The sequence below is a fragment of the Weizmannia sp. WK01 genome (assembly GCF_025905465.1).
GTDB classification, from domain to species: Bacteria; Bacillota; Bacilli; order Bacillales; family Bacillaceae_C; genus Weizmannia; species Weizmannia faecalis.
The window spans coordinates 267,343-290,375 of sequence record NZ_CP109616.1 but is presented as its reverse complement, the minus strand read 5'-3'; the positions used below and the strand labels follow the sequence as shown (position 1 = coordinate 290,375).

Below are 23,033 nucleotides of genomic sequence, written 5' to 3'. Positions count from 1 at the left end.
TCGTGATGTCCCGCTCTTTCTATAGTGTTTTCGCATTTATTAAATCCGGGCACAAGCTACCGGAGTTGTGCTTCAATATTTGACAGCAATTCTAAGACCTGGTTGGAGGCTTCTTCCAACTGTTTTAGCGCACCTTCTCCAGTTTTCATCTCTCCCCTTTTAAAACTTTCCACTGCCTGTCTTGCATAATGATGGACTTCTTTATGAGGCTTTTCCAATTGTTTAAAAGCATCTATTTTCCTGATATTTTCAGGCAAATTTCCGTAATACCATTGGCCTAACCGGCAAGTTTCGTGAGAAGTCAACTCGTTTTCATCAATATTTCCCAGTCCCATCAGCATGTTATATACTTTCCACTTCCAAAGCAGGTGATCCGTTTTCGTGATTCTTACAATATCTTTTGAGCTAAACTTAATGTTAATCGTAAAAAAGTTTTTCCTAAAGTGATCCATTTTTTTGCTTAAATCAAATACTAATTTTGCTGTTTTTCGTGCAATCTCCTGGGACTGCTGACTGTGATTTCTTATCGTACTATTTAAATTTGCAATTTCGTTAATGGTTGCGGACTGTTCTTCACTCATTGAGGCAATTTGTGTAATCGATTCATTGATGTTTTCCATCATTTTTACAATTTCCATAATTTCTGTACCGGCAAGTTCGGCATGGCCGACACTTTCCTTTACAATTTTGCCTGTTTGCTGTATTTCTTGGATGACCTCATTGGCCACTTTTTGCAGCGCTTCCATGTTCGATGTAATACTGGAAATTTGAACTTTCGTATGTTCTGACAGCTCCCGGATTTCTGAGGCAACAACGGCAAAGCCAAGCCCGTTTTCTCCAGCCCTTGCAGCTTCAATGCTGGCATTTAAAGCAAGAAGATTGATTTGGTCAGCTATCCCCCTGATCACATTTATAACATCTTTCGTATTATGAATTTCTTTATCCAGCAGCTCTACTTTTTCAAACACGTTTTCATATACTTGCCCGACCATTTGAATATCTCCAAGCGCATGATCTACTACTCTTTTGCTTGTGAACACAGACTGGACTGCCTGGTCGGTCCCTTCCGCAACTTTGGTTGCATATTGGGCCACTTCCTGAATGGATGCGCTCATTTCTTCCGTTGCCGCCGAAACATTATCCGTCTCTTCTATTTGCCTGTTCATCGATTCAATTAATTGTTTGGTTTCATTAATTTTCGTTGTCTCATTCAGCATATCTGACATACCAAACAAAAAAGTTCTGAACGTTTCTTCCATATAAACTTCCACAATTAATTGTTGGTCAAACGCAGCTAACTTCTGAACAGCAAGGACAACCTTTGTCATTTTGTCGGGCGTATGATGTAAATGCTTCATGAGTATAGATCCCATCGATTGAATCAAAAAATGGTGGGCTGCAATAAAATTATCAGCCGTTAAATTAATCCTGCTATGGACTTTGCCAATTTTAATTCTTGTAAGCACATAGGTTTGATCCACTTCTGCTTGAAAAAACTGCTCCACATATGTTTTTAAAGTTTCATACAGCCTGTCGAGGGTGGAATATCGCATAATGAGTTTATGAAATTGTTCAACTGAAGTAAGCCTTTCATAAAAAATTTGAACCATCTTTTCCTTATAAGGCTCTATAATCGCTGCCGCTTCCCGAACATTTTGTAATGTTTCCTGATCCACACCGAGGTAATTTAATTTTTCCCGTGCCCTTCCTCCAATTTCCGTTATATCCGTATCATCGCAATAATGCATGTACTGGTCCCATGATTTTAACTTTTTTAAAAAGATCCCCATAACACTCTCCCTCTTTCCATTGATTTCCACATTATTACTATTTTCACAGGAAAAAAGTCACAAGTCAAGCGTTTCCATTCAATATTCTGTCTATATTTGGCGAATAGAAATGAACTTAAAGTCCTATTGTATGCCAAAAATATGACGCAAGGTTCACTAAAAAAGTAGAAACTCTGTATATTACTCGAAGGGGTAGATGAGCAAAAAAATGGGAGGGCACTCTGACATCTAAATGTACACTTTGAAATGAAAATGTAGGAGGTTTATATTCGCTTTTTGAAGTTTTCTGGCAGGTAGCGTACAATGATTTGTAGGGAAACTTATCTAACATAAATAAGGAGAGCGGATTTCATGTTAGAAGATTGGTTAAAGTCATCCCGTCATACGGTCGTCTTTACCGGAGCAGGGATGTCAACCGAAAGCGGACTACCGGATTTTCGTTCAAGACATAACGGACTGTGGAAAAAGAAAGATCCAAGTCAAATTGCCAGTACGAAAGCCCTGAATGAAAATGTCGAAGCATTTATCGCGTTTTATCGGGAACGCGTATTAGGTGTAAAAGAATTTGGACCGCATCAAGGTCATTATATTTTAGCCAAATGGGAACAGCAAGGGTTCATTCGCTCAATTATTACTCAAAACGTGGACGGCTTTCATCAGGAAGCGGGCAGTAAGCGGGTCGCTGAATTGCATGGGACCCTTCAAAAAGTCCATTGCCAAACGTGTGGAAGAGAATATAGTAGTGAAAACTATGTCAATAACGATTTCTACTGTGAATGCGGCGGGGTGCTACGACCAAATATCGTATTATTTGGTGAAGCGCTGCCACAAGAAGCTTTTCAATTTGCTCTGGAGGAAGCAGAGAAAGCAGACCTTTTTATCGTCTTAGGTTCCTCTTTATCCGTTACACCTGCCAACCAATTTCCTTTAATCGCCAAAGAGAACGGTGCAAAATTAGTGATTGTGAACATGGAACCGACCCAATTTGATCGGTATGCCGATCAAGTGATTCATGATAAAAAGATCGGTCAATTACTTATAGAACTGGATAAAAAGATATCATCCCCAATTAAAAAAGTGTGAAAATTCGATAGGTAAATATTTAGTAATTAGAATTATATGTTTGAAGGTATTGCTAAAAGTGGAATTATAATTGCCTGTTTTCGGGTTGTTATGGCCATACTCCCCCCTCCCCACATTTGCAGGCGTTTCAATTTCCAGTATTCCGTTTCAGCTTCGACACCCAGTCAATCAGCCGTATACTTTGAAATATTTGCCGGAATGCCTTTTTATGAGCGTATATTTCACAAATGTTCAAGATGACATTCGTACGCCAGCCGCATAGATAAATTCCCTTTGGAAACGATTGATCGTATAAGAGCGATACGCTGGCGTACAGTATTCTTTTTTAAAGATCTCAAATAAATTTTTTAAAAAAAGTTTGATCATTTTTTACTTCTGGTATTCCACAATCGTGTAGTTAATAGAACAAGTATTCATCAATTTAAGACGACTATACCTAGATCTTCTCATTAGCATGCTTCGCCAAAAATTGATAAAGTTTTAATCCAAGTTTAGCATTTTTAGTAGCCAGTGAAATTGACCTCTTTTTCCCAAAATCTATAATCGGCAAAGCGAAAAGTTGTTGATGATCGATATGTTTAGCACTTATTTCAGGAACAATTGTGATGCCCATTCCAGCCATTACGGCTCCAAAAATAAAATCACCAAAAGCTACTTCACTAATGATATTAGGCTTGTAACCCAGCGAATCCATTTGTTCTTTAATCCGCCTTCTTGTATCACAAGGAGCTTGATGAACAATGAGGGGTTCTTTGCATAGATCAACAAGCTGAACCGTTTTTCGTGATCGAAGACGGTGGTCTATGGGAAACACCGCATAATAAGGCTCCGTAAACAATTCCCAACTCCACAACGATTCCTTTGTACTCAGGGTATCGATTAAGACAACGTCAAGTCTTCCTTCCTCTAATGATTGTACAAGTTCATCTGAAGTGTTTTGAATCATTAATGTTGTTGGCTGATCCAAAGAACGTAACTCCTTAATTCTCGAGGGTAAATAATAAGTGGCCAAACTAGGTAGACTTCCTATCGCTATTGGTGCCGTCCGGGAAAACTGTCGTAATTCTTGACGAATCGAAGCTAGCTCATCTATGACTGGTAAAATCCGGGTGCGGAAATGTTGACCAGCCTCCGTTAGTTCAATGCCGGTTGACGTTCTATGAAACAACACGACGCCAAGTTCATTTTCCAAATTTCGTATATGCTTGCTCAATGCTGGTTGAGAGATGTTGTTGGATTTTGCGGCTTTAGATAAACTTTTTTGTTTCGCAGCCTCCACAAAACTTTGCAGCCACTCCGTATTCATTCACTTCACCTTATTCCGTTATAACTATTTGTTATATCCATCTAACACAATGATTATTCCTTTTATCCTGTCCTTGTAGTAATCTTGCACATATAGGGACCCATTCATTGTAACATATTGGTTTATCCTATACGAAGAAATATCCAAATAGTTAAATATTTAACAAGTATATAATAGAAGATTTGAGGAGGGGTAACATGAGGAGGGTATTTCTTCTTACCATAGGGATGTTTACGCTTGGGTTTGATGCCTATGTAATGGCTGGTTTGTTACCCGATATCGGGGCAACATTTAAAATCATCGATTCGCAGACGGGACAGGCTGTGACCATCTTCACACTTTGCTTTGCGCTCGCCGCTCCGATTTTCGCAACATTATTGGCCGGAAAACCAACACGTAGCATATTGGTACTGGCACTTGCGGTGTTCTCATTAGGCAATGCGGGCAGTGCACTGGCACCGAATTTTCTCTTTCTGCTTATTGCTCGTGCCATTGCAGGGATCGGAGCTGGTCTTTATTCTCCGCTTGCCACGGCAGCCGCTTCATCTCTTGTTTCCGATAAGAAGCGCGGACGTGCCTTAGGTATGACATTAGGCGGTATGAGCATGGGGACGGTCGTGGGGGTTCCACTCGGATTGATAGTTGCTGCGCATGCAGGTTGGGATGGGACGTTATGGCTCATTACGATACTTGGTCTCATTGCTATGATTGGGATTGTCATCTGGTTTCCAAACATTCCAGCTTCGCCCCCACCGTCATTACGGCAACGTCTTGCAATGCTGGCCAATGGAAGAGTAACAGCAACGGTTGGCATTACTTTTGTGACAGGCATTGCAAGTTTGGGGCTTTATACGTATATCGCTCCAATCTTGCAGAACTTGGATGGAATCCATTCTGTTACACCATATCTTTGGGCGTGGGGCATTGGTGGTGTTGTCGGCAGCTTATTCATTGGTACTCTTATTGATCGAATAGGACGTCCAGGCTGGATTACGGGCGGTATATTAATTCTATTAGCATTAGCCATGTTCAGTCTGCCGTTAGGTCTTAGAGTTCCTATTCTAATGTTTCTACCCTTCTTTATTTGGGGTGCAATGGGATGGGCTTCACTAGCCCCTCAACAGCATGTATTACTCGAGCTACAGCCTAAACACGGACCCGCTGTTGTCGCTTTAAACAGTTCCGCCAATTATTTAGGGAGCTCAGTAGGGTCTGCGCTTGGAGGGGTTGTTATGGTAGCTGGATTGACACCTTCCCAACTTCCATTTGCAGCCGGCTGTCTTGTGCTAGTGGCTTTACTAGGACAATTGGTGATTTTATCAACAAAAAGAAAGGGATAGAAAAATTGAATTTTGATTAAAAAAGACCATCTTGAAAACGAAAAAGGATGGTCTTTCTTGCCTCCTCTTAGAAAAGGATCAACCCCGCAACCTTTCTTAATAAAATGGTCTTATGTCGTAAATGACCTTTTTCTTGGGTCCAGATCATGATGAATGCCAATGCAATGTCATTCACCGACAGTCTTAAAAAACTTTTTCAATTCCCCTCCTAATCTGCATCGAGGATAGAAATTACACTGGTCAAAAGAAAAACTGAACCCGTTTTGGATCCAGTTTGAATTTGGTTTTCAATTGAATTTTGCCTGCCAAATCGGACTGTTTTCCTGTTGAATCCGGGACTGGCTATTTAGGACCTGTTGAATAAGCAAAAATTACAGATTAAAGAAGGATTTCGGCTACTTTTCGCGAATATAATGTGTAAGGAAAGCTGTCGGCAAATAGTTTCAATATGTAAAATGGGACACGGAGACCATTGGAATTATTTGGTACAAAAAGCTCTCCGTTACTTTTGAGCAGATAAGTATCTCCCTTTAAGGCAAGTCCAGCTCTGAGGAGTAAAAATTTTTCGTGATAATTTAACTATTCCCCCCCCCAAAAATGCGGCTAAATATGTAATAATTTAAATAATTAGAGCTTGCTGGACGAATATTTTGGCATGGCTTAGTGACAAGTCGAATACAAGCTAAAATTTGATTCGTTCAGCAAGCCCTAATTAAACTTGGCTGTTTTGAGGGGGTTTTTATTTTGGTTACTAGAAAAGAAAAAAGAAATCGTGAAAAAGAAGCAAATTATTTTTTCGAGTTCCTTAAAATTCAGAAGCATTTTTTCAAAGACCTGATGAATAACCTAAAAAAGGTAGCAGACCACCGACATCAAAGCTATATCACTTATGGTCCAGAGGTCCTTTTATTTACGATGATGTTGAAAAATATGACCGGCCTAAAATCCATGAGAAACATGAGTGAGCGTTTTAATAAAGAAGAATGTATTAAAAATGTAGGGAAGGTGTTAGGCTTAGATTCTCTTGAAGAACTTCCACATTATGATACAATTAACGACTTTTTATCTGGCTTAGATGTAAATGAATTAGAAAAAATTAGAACGTATATGATTAAAGAATTATTGAAAAAAAGGTCTCTCGAGTCTTATCGAATTGAAGGAAAGTACTGGGGTGTCATCATTGATGGAACTGGATTACACACCTTTCATGAGAAACATTGTAAACACTGCCTGAGACGGGCATATACAAATAAAGAAACAGGAGAAACGAACGTACTTTATATGCACCATGTACTTGAAGCCAAGCTTGTCGTGGGGGATATGGTCTTCAGTATTGCCTCCGAATTTATCGAAAATGAATCAGAAAATGTTTCTAAGCAAGATTGTGAATTAAAAGCCTTCGACAGGCTGGCAAAGAAAATAAAAAAAATATTTAAAAGACTACCGATTTGTATCTTGGGAGATAGTCTCTATGCATGTGAAACGGTATTTAATCTGTGCAGGGCGCACAAATGGAAATATATATGCAGATTTAAGGAAGGGAGAATTAAAAGTATCTCGACGGAGTTTAAGGCAATAAAAGAGCTGGAACAAAGTAAGGATCAGAATTCATTAGTTTGGGTGAATGATATTGCCTACAAAGACAGAACGGTCAATCTGATGGAGGCCACAATGAAAACAGAGGATGGGAAATCGAAAGAGTATGTATTTATAACGGATATTAAAATCACGAAAAAGAACGTGGAACGACTCATCGCTGCAGGAAGAAGCCGCTGGAAGATTGAAAATCAAGGATTTAACGAACAAAAAAATAATCGTTACAATATAGAACATGCCAATAGCCAAAACTACACAGCCATGAAAAATCATTATTTATTAGTTCAAATAACAGATATTATTAGACAGCTGTTTGAAAAAGGTTCGTCAATCTTAAAAGCACTCAAAAAAACGGCAAAAGAAAAATCCTCAAATCTGTTGGAATCGTTTCGGACACGCATTTTAACAGACGAGGATTTCACCCATTTAAGTAAGCCAATACAAGTAAGGTTTACTTAATGGTTATATTATAGCAAAGGATGTGATGTAAAAAAAGGTTTTTTTGAAGTTATCCACAATTTTAAAAAAGAAATTTGCAAATTCGGCTCTTTTTGACTTTGAAAGCAGAAAAAATAGATGGAAAAATTTTCTAAATGTGGATAAGTCATTTTATCATAAAACATCTAAAAATTGATGAATTTACTCTTCAGAACTGAGGCAAGTCCTATAAGGTTGACATTTATTTGATGAACATACACATAAATTTCGGTAAGCCCTCATAGTTATAGTGATGTAGGAAATAAAATATGGGAGGTAAAGTATATGAGCAAACATTTTCCAAATGTGAGCGTGGACTTAATCGAGGCGGCTAGGAGGAGTGATGGGGTTTTAAGTAGGTTATCAGAAGAGGAACTTACATGTATAAAAAACAGATACTTGAAATTCCTATATTTAGTGAAAAAATATCCTTACACCTCAATCTGCCCTACGTATGATATTGACGAAATGTGGCACCTTCATATTCTTCATCCACAGAAATATTATAATGATTGCATGGATTACTTTGGTTGTATTTTAGATCATAATCCTGGTTATGGCAAAGAAGAATCTGAGCTTCCTCATTTATTGAATATATATAGGGAGTCTTTGAAAAAATGGTCCGTTGAATTTAAAGAAGACTATAATATACCGTTATCAGATAAACCTGAATCCGTGACGAAAATCTAACAAACGTCGGTAATAGGCAGTTTTCCCAAGAGGGGATATCTAGATGTATCTCAATACTCAATAAATATACTTTTGTAGTTTTAGTAGGTAAATATTTCCCTATTTCATTTATTTTAGGGCATGACAAATAAACCTGCAAATTTCCATTTTTTGCAAGTTTTCTGGTTTGTTTCGGCTTTTCTTCTTATCGCTTATTACCCTGGTTGTCTAGTAAAAGGCATCGTATAAGCGAGCAAAAGTCGGCAACCATTTGTTGGTCGCTGTCACTTTTAATTTCCATTGCCGACCTTGGTAAACAAGCTTTGAAGCCAGTGTAATCATATTCTGGATGACAGTTCGGATTCTTCTTCGTGTTGCTTTCTTTTTCAATGGTGCATCTTGTTTTTTCAAGCTTTCTTGTCCGATCAAACGAAGTAAATTATACGCAAATACACCAAAATGGAGCACAAGGCCATTCGTTTCATATTTGCCCGATGGCAACCGTTCCAGATCCAGTTCTGATTTAATTTCACTGTGAAACTGTTCGCATGTGCCATGGTCATGATAGAGAGAGATCACCACATGAGGCGGCACTTCAAGATCTGTCCAGTAGGTTTCAAATTCATATTCAGGAATTAAAAAAATCTGGCCGTCTCTTGAGATGGTTCTTTCGATCACTTTAAAGACTTTTCGGATGGTTCGTATCTGGTCTTTTAATTGAATGGTTTCGGGGATGGATCCAAGGTAAACCTTCTTTCCTTCCCGTTCTTCACAGCAGATCCCATATTTTTGGGCAATATGAAGCCAGTCTTCTGCTTTTTCCTTACGAGGATTGCGTTTGATAACAAAGCTTGCATGTTCTTCCAAGAAAATGATGAGATTATCCCGGCTGTCATTTCCGGAATCAAGCCTGAAAAGCAATGGCTGATCCGTTAATCTCCTGGCAGATTGGATGGTTTCCTTGATAAAATTCGGCGTACCTTTTTGGCAGTGGTTATTTCCCTTTCGCATCTCAACATGCAGGCAGTAGCCTTCCTGCCCAATGTAACCGAACATAGGTGCATAACCGTCGCAGCCTTTATAGGTTCTTTCCACTCCTTCTTTTTTTGTTTTGGAGTTATCAAAAGGGGAGACATCCAGATCAACCGGGATATACGGTTTGTCTTTGGCGTAAACTGGGCTAATTTCCGCATTTGTATTGCGGATCAGATTCAGCGATTCTTCATGCAAGATCGCTTTCCATTTTTCCGTCAAGGCAGCTTGGTCCAATCGCTGCCTTAAAGTCGGGCTGGAAGGAACCCTTTGGATATCCAAAGCCAGTGCAAAAAAGGCATCTTCGCGGAAGGTTTCAATATTGTCATAATCACTTTCTCCTTGGCAAAGCAGGCCAATATAGGATTTGGCCACATCAGCATTGGAACAGACGGGATTTCGGGAAATATCAGGGAGTCGATAGGCATTTAACCTGGAAGCTAAATTCGTTAGATTTAGTAAATTTCCTACTATCGCTAAACCGCTTTGGGCAACAATTCGTTCTTTCGTGGCTTCTATCACTAACTTTTTCATTAGATCACCTGAATGTGGAATGAGTTAAATTTAATGGATATGCTTATTATACTAGATTTCATGCGAATGGGTTAACGTTAAGTGAAAATTTCGTCACGGATTCAGGATAAAGTTAAAGAACTAGCCAAAAATAGCACGAATGCTGAAGTAAAGACTTGCTATAATGAACCATTGAAAGCTGGAACCTGCTACAATGAACCGTTGAAAGCTGCGACCTGCTACAATGAACCATTGAAAGCTGGAACCTGCTATAATGAACCGTTGAAAGCTGCAACCTGCTATAATGAACCGTTGAAAGGTGAACAAGAAAAAAAGACTTGCTTAAACGAACCATTAAAAACTGAACAAGCCAAGGTTCAGATTTAAGGTGAAAAGTCAGCAAACGATTGTTTATAAGGCAAGCCTATTTTAATTTAGGCTTGCCTTTGGCCATAAAAGCATTTTTTGGGGGTGCCAATATGTTAAACAACGCAGTAAACAGATTAATACTTGTTGATACCATTAATACGCTAGGTACCGCAATAACATGGACCGGTCTTCCCATTTTTGCCCTCAATCTAACAGGCTCATTCCTTTATGCCGGAAGTTTGTACCTTACAGAAACGATTGCGGGAATAATATCTACCATTGTAAGCGGACATTTTATAGACAAAGTATCTTCTAAAAAGATGATATTTACTTCCTTTTTTCTTAATTGCTTTGTTATGATAACATTATTTTCATTACTATCATTTAAACATTTTATTATTTTTTTATTCCCTTTGATGATCTTATCCCAATCACTTGGGCATTTTGCTAATCTGTGTCTTGAAGTATGGTTTAGAGATTTGACAATTAAAGATCCAAACATAGGATTAGCAAGGGCAATAAGCAAGAAAAACACGTTTACTACAACTTGTAAGACTGTAGGTTTTACTATCGGGCCACTCATTTTTGGTATTTTAAGTTCGTACGCCATTCTCATAGACTCTGCTTCTTTTCTCGTGTGCGCGTTTTTAATCATGAGGTTTGATGAAAAAATTCAAATCGAACACTCGCATGATACTGCATGGTTTTCCTTAGCATATTTGAAAAGGACTTTAAAAGATAAAATACTGCGGATTTACTTTTTCTCACATTTACTAGGTGGCATGATTGGTCCCGTAATGACGAGCCTTTCGGTGTATATTTTGGAAGGACATTTTAAAGTAGCTGACTTTGAAATATCGATTTTTTGGCTCGTTGGTGGTGTTTTTGTGATTTTATCCAATATGATATTATCAAGATCCAGTCTTTTATTCGCTTCAAAGGTATTTTTGTATTTTCTAACTGTCTTTTTGGTATGTGGGGGCATTGTTATGATGGGAGCCTCCTTAAACTGGATATTCTTTATAGTTGGATTTGCCATTATGACGATGGGAAACCCCGTAATAAATAATTTGCTCTCAGCTGAAACCTTTAAAGCGATCCCCCAATATGAAAAAGGTAAAGTAATGGGCGTGATGGAGGCATCAGCAGATCTAGGCACCCTTTCTTTTATGATCATTTCTTGGGGATTAATAGAAACCTTTGGGATATTTATAACTTGTATGATAATCGCCGTTATGGCCATCTTACGGATTACCTTGTTTTATTCTTCATTTAAGATAAAATCAGATATCCCGATAGAGAATATAACAAAAAACCTTTAGGAGAATATGTCAAACTCTTTGGAGAAAGCCACCAAAAACGCTGCCGGTAACATGGTTATCGGCAGAAAACACCAAAATGACCATATATTTTACGAATCGTTGCCATCCCCCTTATTACTCTAAAGAGGATCCAGGGTTAATTTTGGGCAGAGTTTCTTTTTTCTTGACTATATTCCGCAACTCCATTTTTTCAAAAACTACAAAATTGAGGGAAGCCGACTAAAATTTGTATTCTTCTTTAAATAAAAAACACATTTGATTTTCAAGACAGAAGTGATATAATTCACCTTAAAGGTTCCTCTTTCTGGTTTAGTAGTTTTTGTCAAACCTAATTATACCAGAGCAGCTCTGAAGAGTAAATTCATCAATTTTTAGATGTTTTATGATAAAATGACTTATCCACATTTAGAAAATTTTTCCATCTATTTTTTCTGCTTTCAAAGTCAAAAAGAGCCGAATTTGCAAATTTCTTTTTTAAAATTGTGGATAACTTCAAAAAAACCTTTTTTTACATCACATCCTTTGCTATAATATAACCATTAAGTAAACCTTACTTGTATTGGCTTACTTAAATGGGTGAAATCCTCGTCTGTTAAAATGCGTGTCCGAAACGATTCCAACAGATTTGAGGATTTTTCTTTTGCCGTTTTTTTGAGTGCTTTTAAGATTGACGAACCTTTTTCAAACAGCTGTCTAATAATATCTGTTATTTGAACTAATAAATAATGATTTTTCATGGCTGTGTAGTTTTGGCTATTGGCATGTTCTATATTGTAACGATTATTTTTTTGTTCGTTAAATCCTTGATTTTCAATCTTCCAGCGGCTTCTTCCTGCAGCGATGAGTCGTTCCACGTTCTTTTTCGTGATTTTAATATCCGTTATAAATACATACTCTTTCGATTTCCCATCCTCTGTTTTCATTGTGGCCTCCATCAGATTGACCGTTCTGTCTTTGTAGGCAATATCATTCACCCAAACTAATGAATTCTGATCCTTACTTTGTTCCAGCTCTTTTATTGCCTTAAACTCCGTCGAGATACTTTTAATTCTCCCTTCCTTAAATCTGCATATATATTTCCATTTGTGCGCCCTGCACAGATTAAATACCGTTTCACATGCATAGAGACTATCTCCCAAGATACAAATCGGTAGTCTTTTAAATATTTTTTTTATTTTCTTTGCCAGCCTGTCGAAGGCTTTTAATTCACAATCTTGCTTAGAAACATTTTCTGATTCATTTTCGATAAATTCGGAGGCAATACTGAAGACCATATCCCCCACGACAAGCTTGGCTTCAAGTACATGGTGCATATAAAGTACGTTCGTTTCTCCTGTTTCTTTATTTGTATATGCCCGTCTCAGGCAGTGTTTACAATGTTTCTTATGAAAGGTGTGTAATCCAGTTCCATCAATGATGACACCCCAGTACTTTCCTTCAATTCGATAAGACTCGAGAGACCTTTTTTTCAATAATTCTTTAATCATATACGTTCTAATTTTTTCTAATTCATTTACATCTAAGCCAGATAAAAAGTCGTTAATTGTATCATAATGTGGAAGTTCTTCAAGAGAATCTAAGCCTAACACCTTCCCTACATTTTTAATACATTCTTCTTTATTAAAACGCTCACTCATGTTTCTCATGGATTTTAGGCCGGTCATATTTTTCAACGCATATTCCGCACGTAAATTTTTCCATTTTGTGATTTTTTTAAAGGAATTTTCTCCTTCTTTGTAGAATTGAATGATTATCTAACTAGAGGAAGATGAGGAAATTTTTATGTCAGATCAAATTTTAACCTTACATGTGGGGCCGTCTCAACTTTTATCTAAACTGTGTGATGAAATAGAACTCGAAAAGACCATTAATGATTTAGTCAAATGGGATTCTGTCCGTTGTCATATCTCACCCGGAACAAGGATTAAAGCCCTTGTCTTAAACATTTTATGCAGTGGCAAGCCCCTTTATAAGGTTCATGAATTCTATCAAAACCTAGATTCTGAGATGCTTTTCGATACATCGGTTTCACCCGATCAATTAAATGATGATGCATTAGGAAGAGCATTAGATTACTTGTATGAAGCCGAAGCATGGAAAGTCTATTCCACCCTTGCATTAAAAGCACTAAAAAAATTGAATCTTCCTATTGGTGTACTGCATAACGATACAACCTCAATTTCTGTTTACGGCGAATATAAGCAACCGAAGGAAGATGGACTGCAAATTACGTACGGGTATAGTAAGGCCCATAGGCCTGACTTAAAACAAATCGTTCTGGGGATGGGGGTCACACCTGAACGAATTCCTATCCTTGCAAAAGTAGAAAATGGGAATACTTCGGATAAATCTTGGAATGTGGAATTTATTCAAAAGATGAGAAAAATCCTTTCCCATGAAGATTGGAAAAATCTCATTTATCAAGCCGATTCTGCATTAATCACAACGGAAAATCTAGCGGAAATTCAACAACAAAATTTATCGTTTATTTCCCGTTTACCTGATACATTCGGTTTAAGCACAGAACTAAAGAAAGAGGCATGGTTGCTCAACAACTGGGAAAGGGTAGGCTCACTTAGCAATAAAAAAGACGCAGCTATTTACCAAATTCAAGCTTTTGAAAGACAAATTCAAAACCTTCCTTACCGGTTTCTTGTTGTCCACTCAAACAATTTAGATCAACGAAAAGAGAAAACCCTAAATCGGGCGATCGAAAAGGAAGAAATACAATTAAAAAAAGAGATAGAAAAACTGAGTAAAGTTATCTTTCATTGTAAAGAGGACGCACTAGAAGCAATTCAATCTTTTAAGAAAAAACAAAAGGCTTCATATTTCTGTTATAAACTAAACGTCCAGATGAGTGATCAACCTATCAAACGAAAAAAGAGAGGAAGACCTAAAAAGGACGAACAGACAAAACAAGAACAAATCTATCAAATACAACTGGAATCGTTTGAAAAAGATCATGATTTTATCGAAAATAAGAAAAAAATGCTCAGCACTTTTGTTTTAATCACAAATAAATTAGACGAGGAGACACTATCCAATCAAGAAGTTTTGAGGGTTTATAAAGGACAGTCGGCCGCTGAGACCCGTTTCCGATTAATCAAAGATTCACAAATGATTGATGCCATTTACTTGAAAACCCCAGAAAGGGTTGAGGCCTTAGGTATTGTGTATGTGATGGCTTTATTAATCTATGGAATTTTAGAATATCGAGTTAGAAAAGAACTGAAAGAAAAGAACCTATCTCTAATCTTGAAAGGAAAAAGGAAACTCTATCAACCCACAGGCCAAGCATTGTTAGAGCAATTAGAAGATATTACCGTGATCCTTATAAATCAAAATCAACAAAAAATAAGGCTCTTACCCGATAATATTGATTCACAAGCCAAAAAAATCATTGAATTATGCGGGTATGATGTATCAATATACGTGTCAAAAAATGTCGAAAACAAAGGCGAATAACACACAATAGGAGGAATTCATGAAAAGAATGTCGAATTGAAAAGAATTTTATCGAAAATTCCTCAAAAATAAGAAGATATCATCCCACCAAGCCATTTAAATATAGTTCATTCAAAAATTAGAATGAACTATATTTAAGACGTGCGAAATGTGGGTTTCAACATCATCGTAAATAAAAGGACCTCTGGACCATAAGTGATATAGCTTTGATGTCGGTGGTCTGCTACCTTTTTTAGGTTATTCATCAGGTCTTTGAAAAAATGCTTCTGAATTTTAAGGAACTCGAAAAAATAATTTGCTTCTTTTTCACGATTTCTTTTTTCTTTTCTAGTAACCAAAATAAAAACCCCCTCAAAACAGCCAAGTTTAATTAGGGCTTGCTGAACGAATCAAATTTTAGCTTGTATTCGACTTGTCACTAAGCCATGCCAAAATATTCGTCCAGCAAGCTCTAATTATTTAAATTATTACATATTTAGCCGCATTTTTGGGGGGGAATAGTTAAATTATCACGAAAAATTTTTACTCCTCAGAGCTGATACCAGAGGTTCGAGGCACCTTTTTATTTTAAGCTTCTATTTTACTTTCGTAATTCAGAAGAAAAAAACTGGCAAAGGCTTAACATACAAATTCTTTTCTACCGAATTGACCCGATTGAAAATTGCAGGCGCGGTTTGAAAATGATCGTATTTTTGTTTATCTGATACCAAGAATAAGTGACCGTGATTAACCGAATTCGGCCGCTTATTTTAAGTACTAAACACTTAAAAAGCGTTCTTACGTTTGACGTTTTTAAGCCTTCGGACTATTAAAAAATGAAGGTGTATAAGATGAAAAAATTCGTCTTTATGGTGGCCGGAGTGATCATCATTGGTTTCATCATCATGACAATCTCGTTCTATAAGTCCCAGCGATTGCTCTCTCCTCCATTTGATCAAACGATTGATGAACAAAACGGCGACGGCGCGCCATTAAAGCCTAAACAAACAACGCCACTTCAGCCGCATTATATGGATGAAAAGAATGGCTATGCGTTAACAAACAATCAGCTTAAGATTACGTTTGATAAGGGCGGCCATTGGGTCACCGTCCCGGTAAAAAAAGATCAGTTATTTAAGGGAGAATATAACGGCAATGAACAAGAACTCATCGAAAATAGCTATGTTCTCACGGCAAAACGGGCGGCATTCCTCTATTCGGATGGATCAGAAGATAAGGAAACGTTACTCATTTATACGCTTGACCAAGGCAAAACGTGGCAGCGCGCGGTTGTTGAAAAAGACTTTCCCGGCATACGAATTCGAAAAGTCGCGTTTCTGAATGATCGTTTCGGTTATGTGATTCTTACCGGCTATCGGACCATGTCACAAGAAGGTTCAAATGCTTATTTAACCTATGATGGCGGTAAGACTTGGCATATCACCGGCTTTACAGGGGATTCGCGGCTGCTTTCTGACGGTGGATTTATCGATGAATCAACCGGATTTATGTCTTATGGGACGATTGATCCTGAGGAACCGGATTTCCATGTGACGCAAGACGGCGGAAAATCGTGGAAGAGGGCGGAAATAAATATACCGGCAAAGTATCATAAGATCTTTGTGACGGCTGAAATCCCCAAAAAAGAAGGCGATCACCTGGTCCTACTTGTTAATCAAGGTCCCAATGGCGATTATAAGGGTGGAAAAGTTAAAGGCAAGTTCATATCAAAAGATAATGGGTTGACATGGGAGTTTTCGACGGAGGTAGGCGAATGAGCCAGGTAAAAGGATTATATATCAAAGTGACCGGGTGGATGCTGCTTCTTTTCGCCGTTGGTTTCTTTTGTTTGCAAATGGGCTGCCTATATGCGCATGAAAGATTTCAAGCGGAGTATGTCGATGACAGGCTCTTTTACTTCATCAATATCCTTTGCTTCATCTTTTTAGCGCTGGCCATTATACTTCTCCTGAAACCTTCAAAAATATGGCTTTGGGCTATCAGTGGCTTGGCTGTCGTCTTCATCCTTGCAAGTGGAGGCTTGCTTGTTGCGAGTAACAAGGAAATAAAAAATATCACAAGCCTCTCGCCCGATTACAAACATGTGGTGTCGATCAAAGAAAAGACGAAGTCCGGCGACGCCGTCTATCTAAGGTCTTATTTCGGTATCCTTGCGCGGCCAAAAGAAAGACTGCCCTATAAGACAGACGGGGTGTTTAAGGTCAAATGGCTCGCCAACGATATCGCCGCAGTGACTTATAAGACAGCTGACGGAAAGATCGAGCAATTCATTGCGACATACGGTGACCGGTCAGATGGTCGTTCCTATTATTATGTCGGGTCGGAAATCCAAGGCAAGTGGCAAGGAAAAAATACCAAAGTGGTAAGCGATACAAAAGGGATAACGGTTATTGTGGGCGGGCGTACAGAATTTTTTGATTGGCGCCATATCAAACAATTTGGTACGCTTGCCATCGTTTTAGAGAAACAAAAGCAGGCGGTTTGGACGATTTCACTCAATGATAATTTTGTCGTTCCCGCATTATCTGGAGTGCCGAAAACCGGCGACATAAGTTTATATCAAGCGACGATGCGAGATAATAAACCAATCATTCTGCATGATCAATCGCAAAAGTGATGATATGGCTAACGATTATAACCGAATCTCAATAGGATTCGGTCATTTCTGAAACCAAACTTTAACAATAAAACTCGTTCTGCCAGACTTAATTAACTTGGTTATGGCCAATTGGTTCATCCTTTTGAAAAATAAGACAACACAGACACCATGATTTAAAGGAATTTATGAACTTGGACCTGATTGAGAGCCCCTTAATGAATCGTGATGTGCGATTTAAAAATGGTATGATGATCGGTTTGATTGATCCCCTCAACATAAAGCTCGTGCTCGTCCATTTTGGAAATATCTTTGTATAGTGTAATGGAATCTCCCGGCAAGGCTTCTTGATTGAAATTGATCTCTATTGTATGAATGGGGTGCCTTTTGTGAAAATCCGGAAGAAAGCAATCCATGATGTAATCGACATATTTGGAGTTATTGAGATGGCCGTTAAAATCGATATCACTGTACCCAATGACTTTTTGATAAGCGGGTTCTAATCCGCCAAAATCTTTGAACTTCCCAAATTTCCCTTCAATAGCGCGTTCCGTACGGTTTTCAGGGTAGTGGATGTTAATTGATTCTGTTCGTTTAATTTTCCGATCGTTTAAACCCATGACGACCCATTTTGATGCCGCTTTTGTGATGACCGCTCCGGTGTGATCTTTGACAAGAAAGTCGCGGTCAAAATCAATCTTGCTTGGATGAAGCGGCCACGTTTCAATCGTGATGTTTTCATCCCAAGTAGGATGGCGCAGGATATCCACGCGAATGCGGGTTAAAATCCATGCCACCTTATACTTCTTCTCCAATGTCTCAATGCCATAACCAAGATCCTCGGCAGCGAGGCTGGCAATGTCTTGAAACAAGCTGAACAATGCGCTTAGCTTTAACTTCTTCGTAAAGTCAACATCCCTAAGTTCTATATGATACTGTCCTTTATATAGAGATGATCCGTTTGCCATTTTGAAAACTCCCTTAAAATAAGCTGCCCTTATTTTACCATATTCGTTCGAAAACGAGCAGAGACAGCGCTTTACCTTATGTGGGAAATTTTTCTCGATGGGTTTTAAATACCGGGTACTCCAAGACACTCCTTTTGTACACTTTCGGCTGCGAAAGGTCTCTAAATTTATTTGATCCTGCAAATCCATTAAAAATTATATCCCTTTCATCTTTTTCCATTTTCTAATTTTAGTTCTAAATGTTTTAAATGGCGCTACTGTATTGATATGAATCCACTTCCAAATTGGCCAATTGGACGGTGTTGAAGACGCCCACTGTCTGCCGCCTTGCCCAAATAATTCTTGGTCATTATAGCTTTCAACCAATTGAATGATTTTATGAACATCCTGATTAAACAGTTCAATTAACGTTTCAATCGAATCATTTGCATATTTATCATAAAAGCTCTGATAAAGCCCCCCTAGGTTATTCCATTTATAATCTGGCGCAGGTGTTATTACATTTTTTCCCTCTTTGTTATCTTGTTCCCATGATAATATTAAATTTAACCATCCCAGTTGGTAAGCAATCATCTGGGATGGCGTTCTATCCACTCCGTTTACAAATACATCTTTATCAAGATTATTAATAGAACGGAATTCATCAATAAATAACTTTGCACTCTTAGTAATTTCATCAATCAAGGCTTTTTTACTCTCATATTTTGGCAATCGTAATACCCCTTACCGAGTTTTGAGTGTTCATGCTTTTATTTTTGCTTTAAACCCTTGTAGAACAAGGGGTGAGAATAGATTTCGGTATTTCAACTTTTAGATAAAATTTCTTTTGCAACTGGAAATTCACCTATTTTGTCATACTTCTGAAGCAATTGTTTTGAGATTTCAATTGGATATTCTTCTTTTTCATTTTGAGTAACACCTAGTACATTACATAATCCAGAATGAAATTCTTCTAAATTTGGAACTTTACCTTCTTGCATATACTCTTTTTGAACTTTGAGAAGGAAAAATGAAATCTCAGCTCGCTCTTCACCACTTAAATCTTTTTTTACAGCAATGCAATCAATATCTAATAATAAATTAGGAGATATTTTTTGATTTTCAATAATTTTTATTAAAAGGCCTTCTAAAAGTTCAACCTTAGAATTTAAGTTATAAACTTCTTTATCTAATCTTTCTACCTGGTTCTCCAAATTTTCAATCACTTGCGAGGTATTTTTAGCATCCATACTTATTCTCCTATCTTTTTTTAAACGAGACTAAAGATTTGAATCACTTTTACAATGGCTTTAGCACCAAATCTTGCAGCTGTAGCTCCAAGTGGTCCCTTCATAGCATCGTATTAAAGTTTCTTTTAGTTTACCTTATCTAAAGCTTCTAATTTACGTAGAGCAGGTTTTACATGACTATGCATAACGCTTCCTACTTTTTTCACAGCTGTTTTACCAAAATATTTACCTACTAGATTAGTAATAGGAGTAGTACTATCAATTGCCCATCTTAAAGCCTTCTTATTTATGTAAGTTGGTTCTGATTGAGTAGACATCTGACCGTTAATAGATTGAATACCAGGATCTACTGCAAGAGATGAAGCTTGAGCTTGAGTTGCCTGACTTTGTTGTACTACAGAAGATGTGGTTTCACTCGGTTTCTCAGCAGCAAATGCTGCGGATCCTGAAAAGATACTTGAAGTACCACAACAAATTTTACCATAAAATAATATTATTGGTACCTATTTTTTGATATTTTAGATATATATTACTATTTATTCCCCTGTAAAAAAGTCCTTCCCCGCCAAAATCCCCCTTTCCTCTTACTCCCCCAAGGCTCCAACCGCATTTTGATGACCGCTGGCAATGTTAAAAAGTTGGTTCCCAAAACGCCTGATTTTTACCAGAAATTAGGTTGCTGGGTTGTTCAGCATAGTCTGGAAATGTCAAAAAGTTCTTCCCTGATTAGAGAAAAAATATTGGAGAAATGACGGAACTGAGCTGGCTGGGAACCACATGAAAAAGGACTGAGAATCGCCCAATTCCATACAGTGGAGCTTCTAACGCTATAGGATTAGAGAACGGCGGAGCCCATGCGGGACAAAGGATTGGGGCCGCTGTACAAAAGAAAAACTGGACCCGTTTTGGATCGAGCCCGAGTTTGTCTTTCTATTGAATTAGGGTTGAAAATGACCCGGAAAACAACCATATTTGCCTGCTGAATTGGCCTGGTCTCCTGCCGGTCAGGTACCAACTATTTAACAGCGGGTCCCAACTTTTTTGCAGGGGACGGACTTTTTAACAGGGAGATACAAGGCCTCATCCAAAGAAGCCGGGCCAATAAAATCGCCTTGTTTTACCTTGTATCATCCCTTCAATCAATCATTTGATTAAACAAAAAGCCCAGGAAAACCAGTCATTCTGGCTTCCCCGGGCTTTTTTGTTTATTCGACTGTGACCGATTTGGCCAAATTTCTCGGCTTGTCGACGTCGCAGCCGCGGTGCAGTGCTGCGTAATACGCAAGCAACTGCAATGGTACAACTGAGATAAGAGGTGTCAATAATTCGTGTACATGAGGAATGACGAAACGGTCGCCTTCCTCATTCAGGCCTTTCATCGAGATCACGCAAGGGTTGGCCCCGCGGGTGACAACTTCCTTGACATTGCCGCGGATGCTCCAGTTGACGTCTTTTTGCGTAGCAAGCGCGACAACCGGTGTACCGTCCTCAATCAGGGCAATTGTGCCGTGTTTGAGTTCGCCCCCTGCAAAACCTTCCGCTTGAATATAAGAGATTTCCTTCAGCTTCAGTGCGCCTTCAAGGCAGACAAAGTAGTCCATCGAACGGCCGATGAAGAAGCAATTGCGGGTGACCGTCAAGTAGTCATATGCCATTTGTTCAATTTCTTCTTTTGAACCACACAGCACTTCCATCGCATTTGCCACAAGGCCGAGTTCATGTACCAGGTCGAAGTCTTCGCTGAAACCACGCGATTTTGCCGCTACATCAGCAAGGATCGCAAGGACGGCAATTTGCGCCGTATATGCCTTTGTCGAAGCAACCGCAATTTCCGGTCCTGCATGAAGCAATAGGGTATAATCCGCTTCACGGGACAAAGTCGAGCCCGGCACATTGGTCATCGTCAGCGTCTTGTAACCCAATTCTTTCACTTTTACAAGCACGGCACGGCTGTCGGCTGTCTCCCCGCTTTGCGAAATAAAAATGAACAGCGGTTTTTCTGACAAAAGCGGCATATTGTAAACAAATTCACTGGATACATGGACTTCAACTGGAATTTTCGCCAGCTTCTCAATGAGCTGCTTGCCAACAAGGCCGGCATGGTAGCTCGTGCCGCATGCGATAATATAAAGCCGGTCAGCTTCGGTTACGGCATCGATAATTTGGCTGTCAACAGACAATTTGCCGTTGATATCCTGGTAAGCCTGGATAATTTTCCGCATCACGAGCGGCTGCTCATCGATTTCTTTCAGCATATAATGCGGGTACGTACCCTTCTCTATATCGCTTGCATCGATTTCTGCTTTATACGGTTGGCGGGTGATCGTTTCACCGGCAAGATTCTGGATGGTGACTTGCCCGCGGGTAAGGATGACCATTTCACCATCTGCCAGTTCGATAAACTGGTCTGTCACTTGCAGCATCGCCATCGCATCGCTCGCTACCACATTAAAGCCGTTGCCGACGCCTACCAAAAGCGGGCTTTTATTTTTTGCCGCATAAATCGTATTGCCGTCTTTTTCGTCCAAGAGGGCAAGCGCATAAGAACCCTTTAAAAGCGTCAGCGTTTTCCGGAACGCTTCCGCCGTTTCAAGGCCTTCTGAAGCAAATTTTTCCACCAGTTGCACGATAATTTCCGTATCGGTATCACTTTTTAAAGGAACATCCGTGAGATACTCTTTTTGCAAAAGCGTGTAGTTTTCGATCACGCCGTTATGCACAAGCGTAAAACGGCCGGATGCACTTTGGTGCGGGTGGGCATTTTCTCTGCTCGGAACCCCGTGGGTTGCCCAGCGTGTATGGCCGACGCCGATCGTTGCCGCAATTCGCATATCCACGATCCGGCGCAAATCTTCAATCCGTCCCTTTTCTTTAAACACATGCACGCCGGCTTCATTTCGGAGAGCGATCCCTGCAGAATCGTAGCCTCTATATTCCAGCTTCTCCAAGCCTTTTAACAAAATTTCCTTCGCATCTTCAGTACCGATATAACCAACAATACCACACATTTGTTCTTCCTCCTCGGATCACAAGGGGGCAAGAACTACCGGGAGCAGTCCTGCCCCCTTATCTCTTGAAATTTTTGTAAAACTGCTGATCCGTTTTCTCTTCCCACATGCTTTTCCCTTTGTCCGCCGGGTCGCCCCGCCGATTTGTGGAAAAACATACGGCTGTGTGTGGCAGCCGGGAGGCATCCGCCGAAAGCTCGATACTCCTCCTCCTCGTCAACTGGACCTATCCGTCCCAGGCCCAGTTCTGGCGCTTTTAGAAAAAAA

At 39.1% G+C, this 23,033-nt stretch carries 18 protein-coding genes and 1 pseudogene; 9 read left to right on the top strand and 10 right to left on the bottom strand.

All coding sequences use genetic code 11. The features are described 5' to 3' along the window. Positions 1–56: 56 nt before the first annotated feature. Positions 57–1,790 carry a methyl-accepting chemotaxis protein gene (locus tag OF158_RS01540; protein WP_014096446.1) on the bottom strand — a complete coding sequence of 578 codons (1,734 nt, stop codon included), beginning with the start codon at positions 1,788–1,790 and terminating at the stop codon, positions 57–59. A gap of 351 nt (positions 1,791–2,141) precedes the next feature. On the opposite strand from OF158_RS01540, the gene OF158_RS01535 reads away from it, so the two are divergent. Continuing rightward, entirely contained in the window at positions 2,142–2,873 is a 732-nt protein-coding gene (locus OF158_RS01535; RefSeq protein WP_014096447.1) for an NAD-dependent protein deacylase, read from the top strand. 127 nt (positions 2,874–3,000) lie between these two features. Here OF158_RS01535 and OF158_RS01530 read toward each other — a convergent pair. Continuing rightward, positions 3,001–3,239, bottom strand: a pseudogene (locus OF158_RS01530) (hypothetical protein); the annotation flags it as partial. 70 nt (positions 3,240–3,309) lie between these two features. Next, positions 3,310–4,179 (bottom strand): LysR family transcriptional regulator, encoded by an 870-nt coding sequence (locus OF158_RS01525; RefSeq protein ID WP_035182783.1) that lies wholly within the window; start codon positions 4,177–4,179, stop codon positions 3,310–3,312. 197 nt (positions 4,180–4,376) lie between these two features. Between OF158_RS01525 and OF158_RS01520 the strand changes: the two genes are divergently transcribed. The 3 genes from OF158_RS01520 (at position 4,377) to OF158_RS01510 (ending at position 8,282) form a co-directional block, all read left to right on the top strand. After that, the gene (locus OF158_RS01520) at positions 4,377–5,519 is read left to right on the top strand and encodes an MFS transporter (protein WP_035182786.1); all 1,143 of its coding nucleotides are present in this window, start codon (positions 4,377–4,379) and stop codon (positions 5,517–5,519) included. Positions 5,520–6,263: 744 nt separating this feature from the next. Beyond that, positions 6,264–7,574: a transposase gene (locus tag OF158_RS01515; RefSeq protein ID WP_014095824.1), complete on the top strand. Its 1,311-nt coding sequence runs from the start codon at positions 6,264–6,266 to the stop codon at positions 7,572–7,574. A 303-nt stretch (positions 7,575–7,877) separates the two neighbouring features. Further along, a complete protein-coding gene (locus OF158_RS01510; RefSeq protein ID WP_048339794.1) occupies positions 7,878–8,282 on the top strand; it encodes a glycine-rich domain-containing protein in 405 nt (134 codons plus the stop codon). A 207-nt stretch (positions 8,283–8,489) separates the two neighbouring features. Here the strand turns inward: OF158_RS01510 and OF158_RS01505 are convergent, their stop codons facing one another. Next, positions 8,490–9,827 (bottom strand): IS1380 family transposase, encoded by a 1,338-nt coding sequence (locus OF158_RS01505; RefSeq protein ID WP_128890985.1) that lies wholly within the window; start codon positions 9,825–9,827, stop codon positions 8,490–8,492. Positions 9,828–9,908: 81 nt separating this feature from the next. Here OF158_RS01505 and OF158_RS01500 point away from each other — a divergent pair, with 81 nt between their 5' ends. Both OF158_RS01500 and OF158_RS01495 read left to right on the top strand, forming a co-directional pair. Then, positions 9,909–10,193 (top strand): hypothetical protein, encoded by a 285-nt coding sequence (locus OF158_RS01500; protein ID WP_035182800.1) that lies wholly within the window; start codon positions 9,909–9,911, stop codon positions 10,191–10,193. 92 nt (positions 10,194–10,285) lie between these two features. Next, positions 10,286–11,497: an MFS transporter gene (locus OF158_RS01495; RefSeq protein WP_014096450.1), complete on the top strand. Its 1,212-nt coding sequence runs from the start codon at positions 10,286–10,288 to the stop codon at positions 11,495–11,497. Between the two features lie 539 nt (positions 11,498–12,036). Here OF158_RS01495 and OF158_RS01490 read toward each other — a convergent pair. After that, entirely contained in the window at positions 12,037–13,134 is a 1,098-nt protein-coding gene (locus tag OF158_RS01490) for a transposase (protein ID WP_237340658.1), read from the bottom strand. Positions 13,135–13,279: 145 nt separating this feature from the next. On the opposite strand from OF158_RS01490, the gene OF158_RS01485 reads away from it, so the two are divergent. Continuing rightward, a complete protein-coding gene (locus tag OF158_RS01485) occupies positions 13,280–14,965 on the top strand; it encodes an IS1634 family transposase (protein ID WP_013858307.1) in 1,686 nt (561 codons plus the stop codon). 134 nt (positions 14,966–15,099) lie between these two features. Here OF158_RS01485 and OF158_RS01480 read toward each other — a convergent pair whose 3' ends face one another. Next, a complete protein-coding gene (locus tag OF158_RS01480; protein ID WP_043052530.1) occupies positions 15,100–15,303 on the bottom strand; it encodes a hypothetical protein in 204 nt (67 codons plus the stop codon). A 492-nt stretch (positions 15,304–15,795) separates the two neighbouring features. Between OF158_RS01480 and OF158_RS01475 the strand changes: the two genes are divergently transcribed. Together OF158_RS01475 and OF158_RS01470 are read left to right on the top strand one after the other, a co-directional pair. Then, positions 15,796–16,722 carry a WD40/YVTN/BNR-like repeat-containing protein gene (locus tag OF158_RS01475; protein ID WP_035182807.1) on the top strand — a complete coding sequence of 309 codons (927 nt, stop codon included), beginning with the start codon at positions 15,796–15,798 and terminating at the stop codon, positions 16,720–16,722. Next, positions 16,719–17,582: a hypothetical protein gene (locus OF158_RS01470; protein WP_035182809.1), complete on the top strand. Its 864-nt coding sequence runs from the start codon at positions 16,719–16,721 to the stop codon at positions 17,580–17,582. Before OF158_RS01475 ends, OF158_RS01470 begins: the two co-directional genes overlap by 4 nt. Before the next feature lie 194 nt (positions 17,583–17,776). On the opposite strand, the gene OF158_RS01465 is transcribed toward OF158_RS01470, so the two are convergent. The 4 genes from OF158_RS01465 to glmS all read right to left on the bottom strand — a co-directional run bounded on the left by OF158_RS01465 (position 17,777) and on the right by glmS (position 22,766). After that, positions 17,777–18,529 (bottom strand): acyl-[acyl-carrier-protein] thioesterase, encoded by a 753-nt coding sequence (locus OF158_RS01465; RefSeq protein WP_035182811.1) that lies wholly within the window; start codon positions 18,527–18,529, stop codon positions 17,777–17,779. Between the two features lie 195 nt (positions 18,530–18,724). Beyond that, positions 18,725–19,240, bottom strand: coding sequence for a ClbS/DfsB family four-helix bundle protein (locus tag OF158_RS01460; protein WP_026683804.1), 516 nt, complete (start codon positions 19,238–19,240; stop codon positions 18,725–18,727). Positions 19,241–19,332: 92 nt separating this feature from the next. Continuing rightward, entirely contained in the window at positions 19,333–19,758 is a 426-nt protein-coding gene (locus tag OF158_RS01455) for a hypothetical protein (RefSeq protein WP_026683805.1), read from the bottom strand. Between the two features lie 1,205 nt (positions 19,759–20,963). After that, on the bottom strand, positions 20,964–22,766 hold the full coding sequence (gene glmS, locus OF158_RS01450) for a glutamine--fructose-6-phosphate transaminase (isomerizing) (RefSeq protein WP_035182814.1): 1,803 nt from the start codon (positions 22,764–22,766) through the stop codon (positions 20,964–20,966). Positions 22,767–23,033 lie beyond the last annotated feature (267 nt).

Bases quoted from the DNA above. Each gene is read 5' to 3' on its own strand.
- OF158_RS01540 (WP_014096446.1), bottom strand. From the start codon at position 1,790: ATGGGGATCTTTTTAAAAAAGTTAAAATCATGGGACCAGTACATGCAT.
- OF158_RS01535 (WP_014096447.1), top strand. From the start codon at position 2,142: ATGTTAGAAGATTGGTTAAAGTCATCCCGTCATACGGTCGTCTTTACC.
- OF158_RS01525 (WP_035182783.1), bottom strand. From the start codon at position 4,179: ATGAATACGGAGTGGCTGCAAAGTTTTGTGGAGGCTGCGAAACAAAAA.
- OF158_RS01520 (WP_035182786.1), top strand. From the start codon at position 4,377: ATGAGGAGGGTATTTCTTCTTACCATAGGGATGTTTACGCTTGGGTTT.
- OF158_RS01510 (WP_048339794.1), top strand. From the start codon at position 7,878: ATGAGCAAACATTTTCCAAATGTGAGCGTGGACTTAATCGAGGCGGCT.
- OF158_RS01505 (WP_128890985.1), bottom strand. From the start codon at position 9,827: ATGAAAAAGTTAGTGATAGAAGCCACGAAAGAACGAATTGTTGCCCAA.
- OF158_RS01495 (WP_014096450.1), top strand. From the start codon at position 10,286: ATGTTAAACAACGCAGTAAACAGATTAATACTTGTTGATACCATTAAT.
- OF158_RS01490 (WP_237340658.1), bottom strand. From the start codon at position 13,134: ATGAGTGAGCGTTTTAATAAAGAAGAATGTATTAAAAATGTAGGGAAG.
- OF158_RS01485 (WP_013858307.1), top strand. From the start codon at position 13,280: ATGTCAGATCAAATTTTAACCTTACATGTGGGGCCGTCTCAACTTTTA.
- OF158_RS01475 (WP_035182807.1), top strand. From the start codon at position 15,796: ATGAAAAAATTCGTCTTTATGGTGGCCGGAGTGATCATCATTGGTTTC.
- OF158_RS01470 (WP_035182809.1), top strand. From the start codon at position 16,719: ATGAGCCAGGTAAAAGGATTATATATCAAAGTGACCGGGTGGATGCTG.
- OF158_RS01465 (WP_035182811.1), bottom strand. From the start codon at position 18,529: ATGGCAAACGGATCATCTCTATATAAAGGACAGTATCATATAGAACTT.
- OF158_RS01455 (WP_026683805.1), bottom strand. From the start codon at position 19,758: ATGGATGCTAAAAATACCTCGCAAGTGATTGAAAATTTGGAGAACCAG.
- glmS (WP_035182814.1), bottom strand. From the start codon at position 22,766: ATGTGTGGTATTGTTGGTTATATCGGTACTGAAGATGCGAAGGAAATT.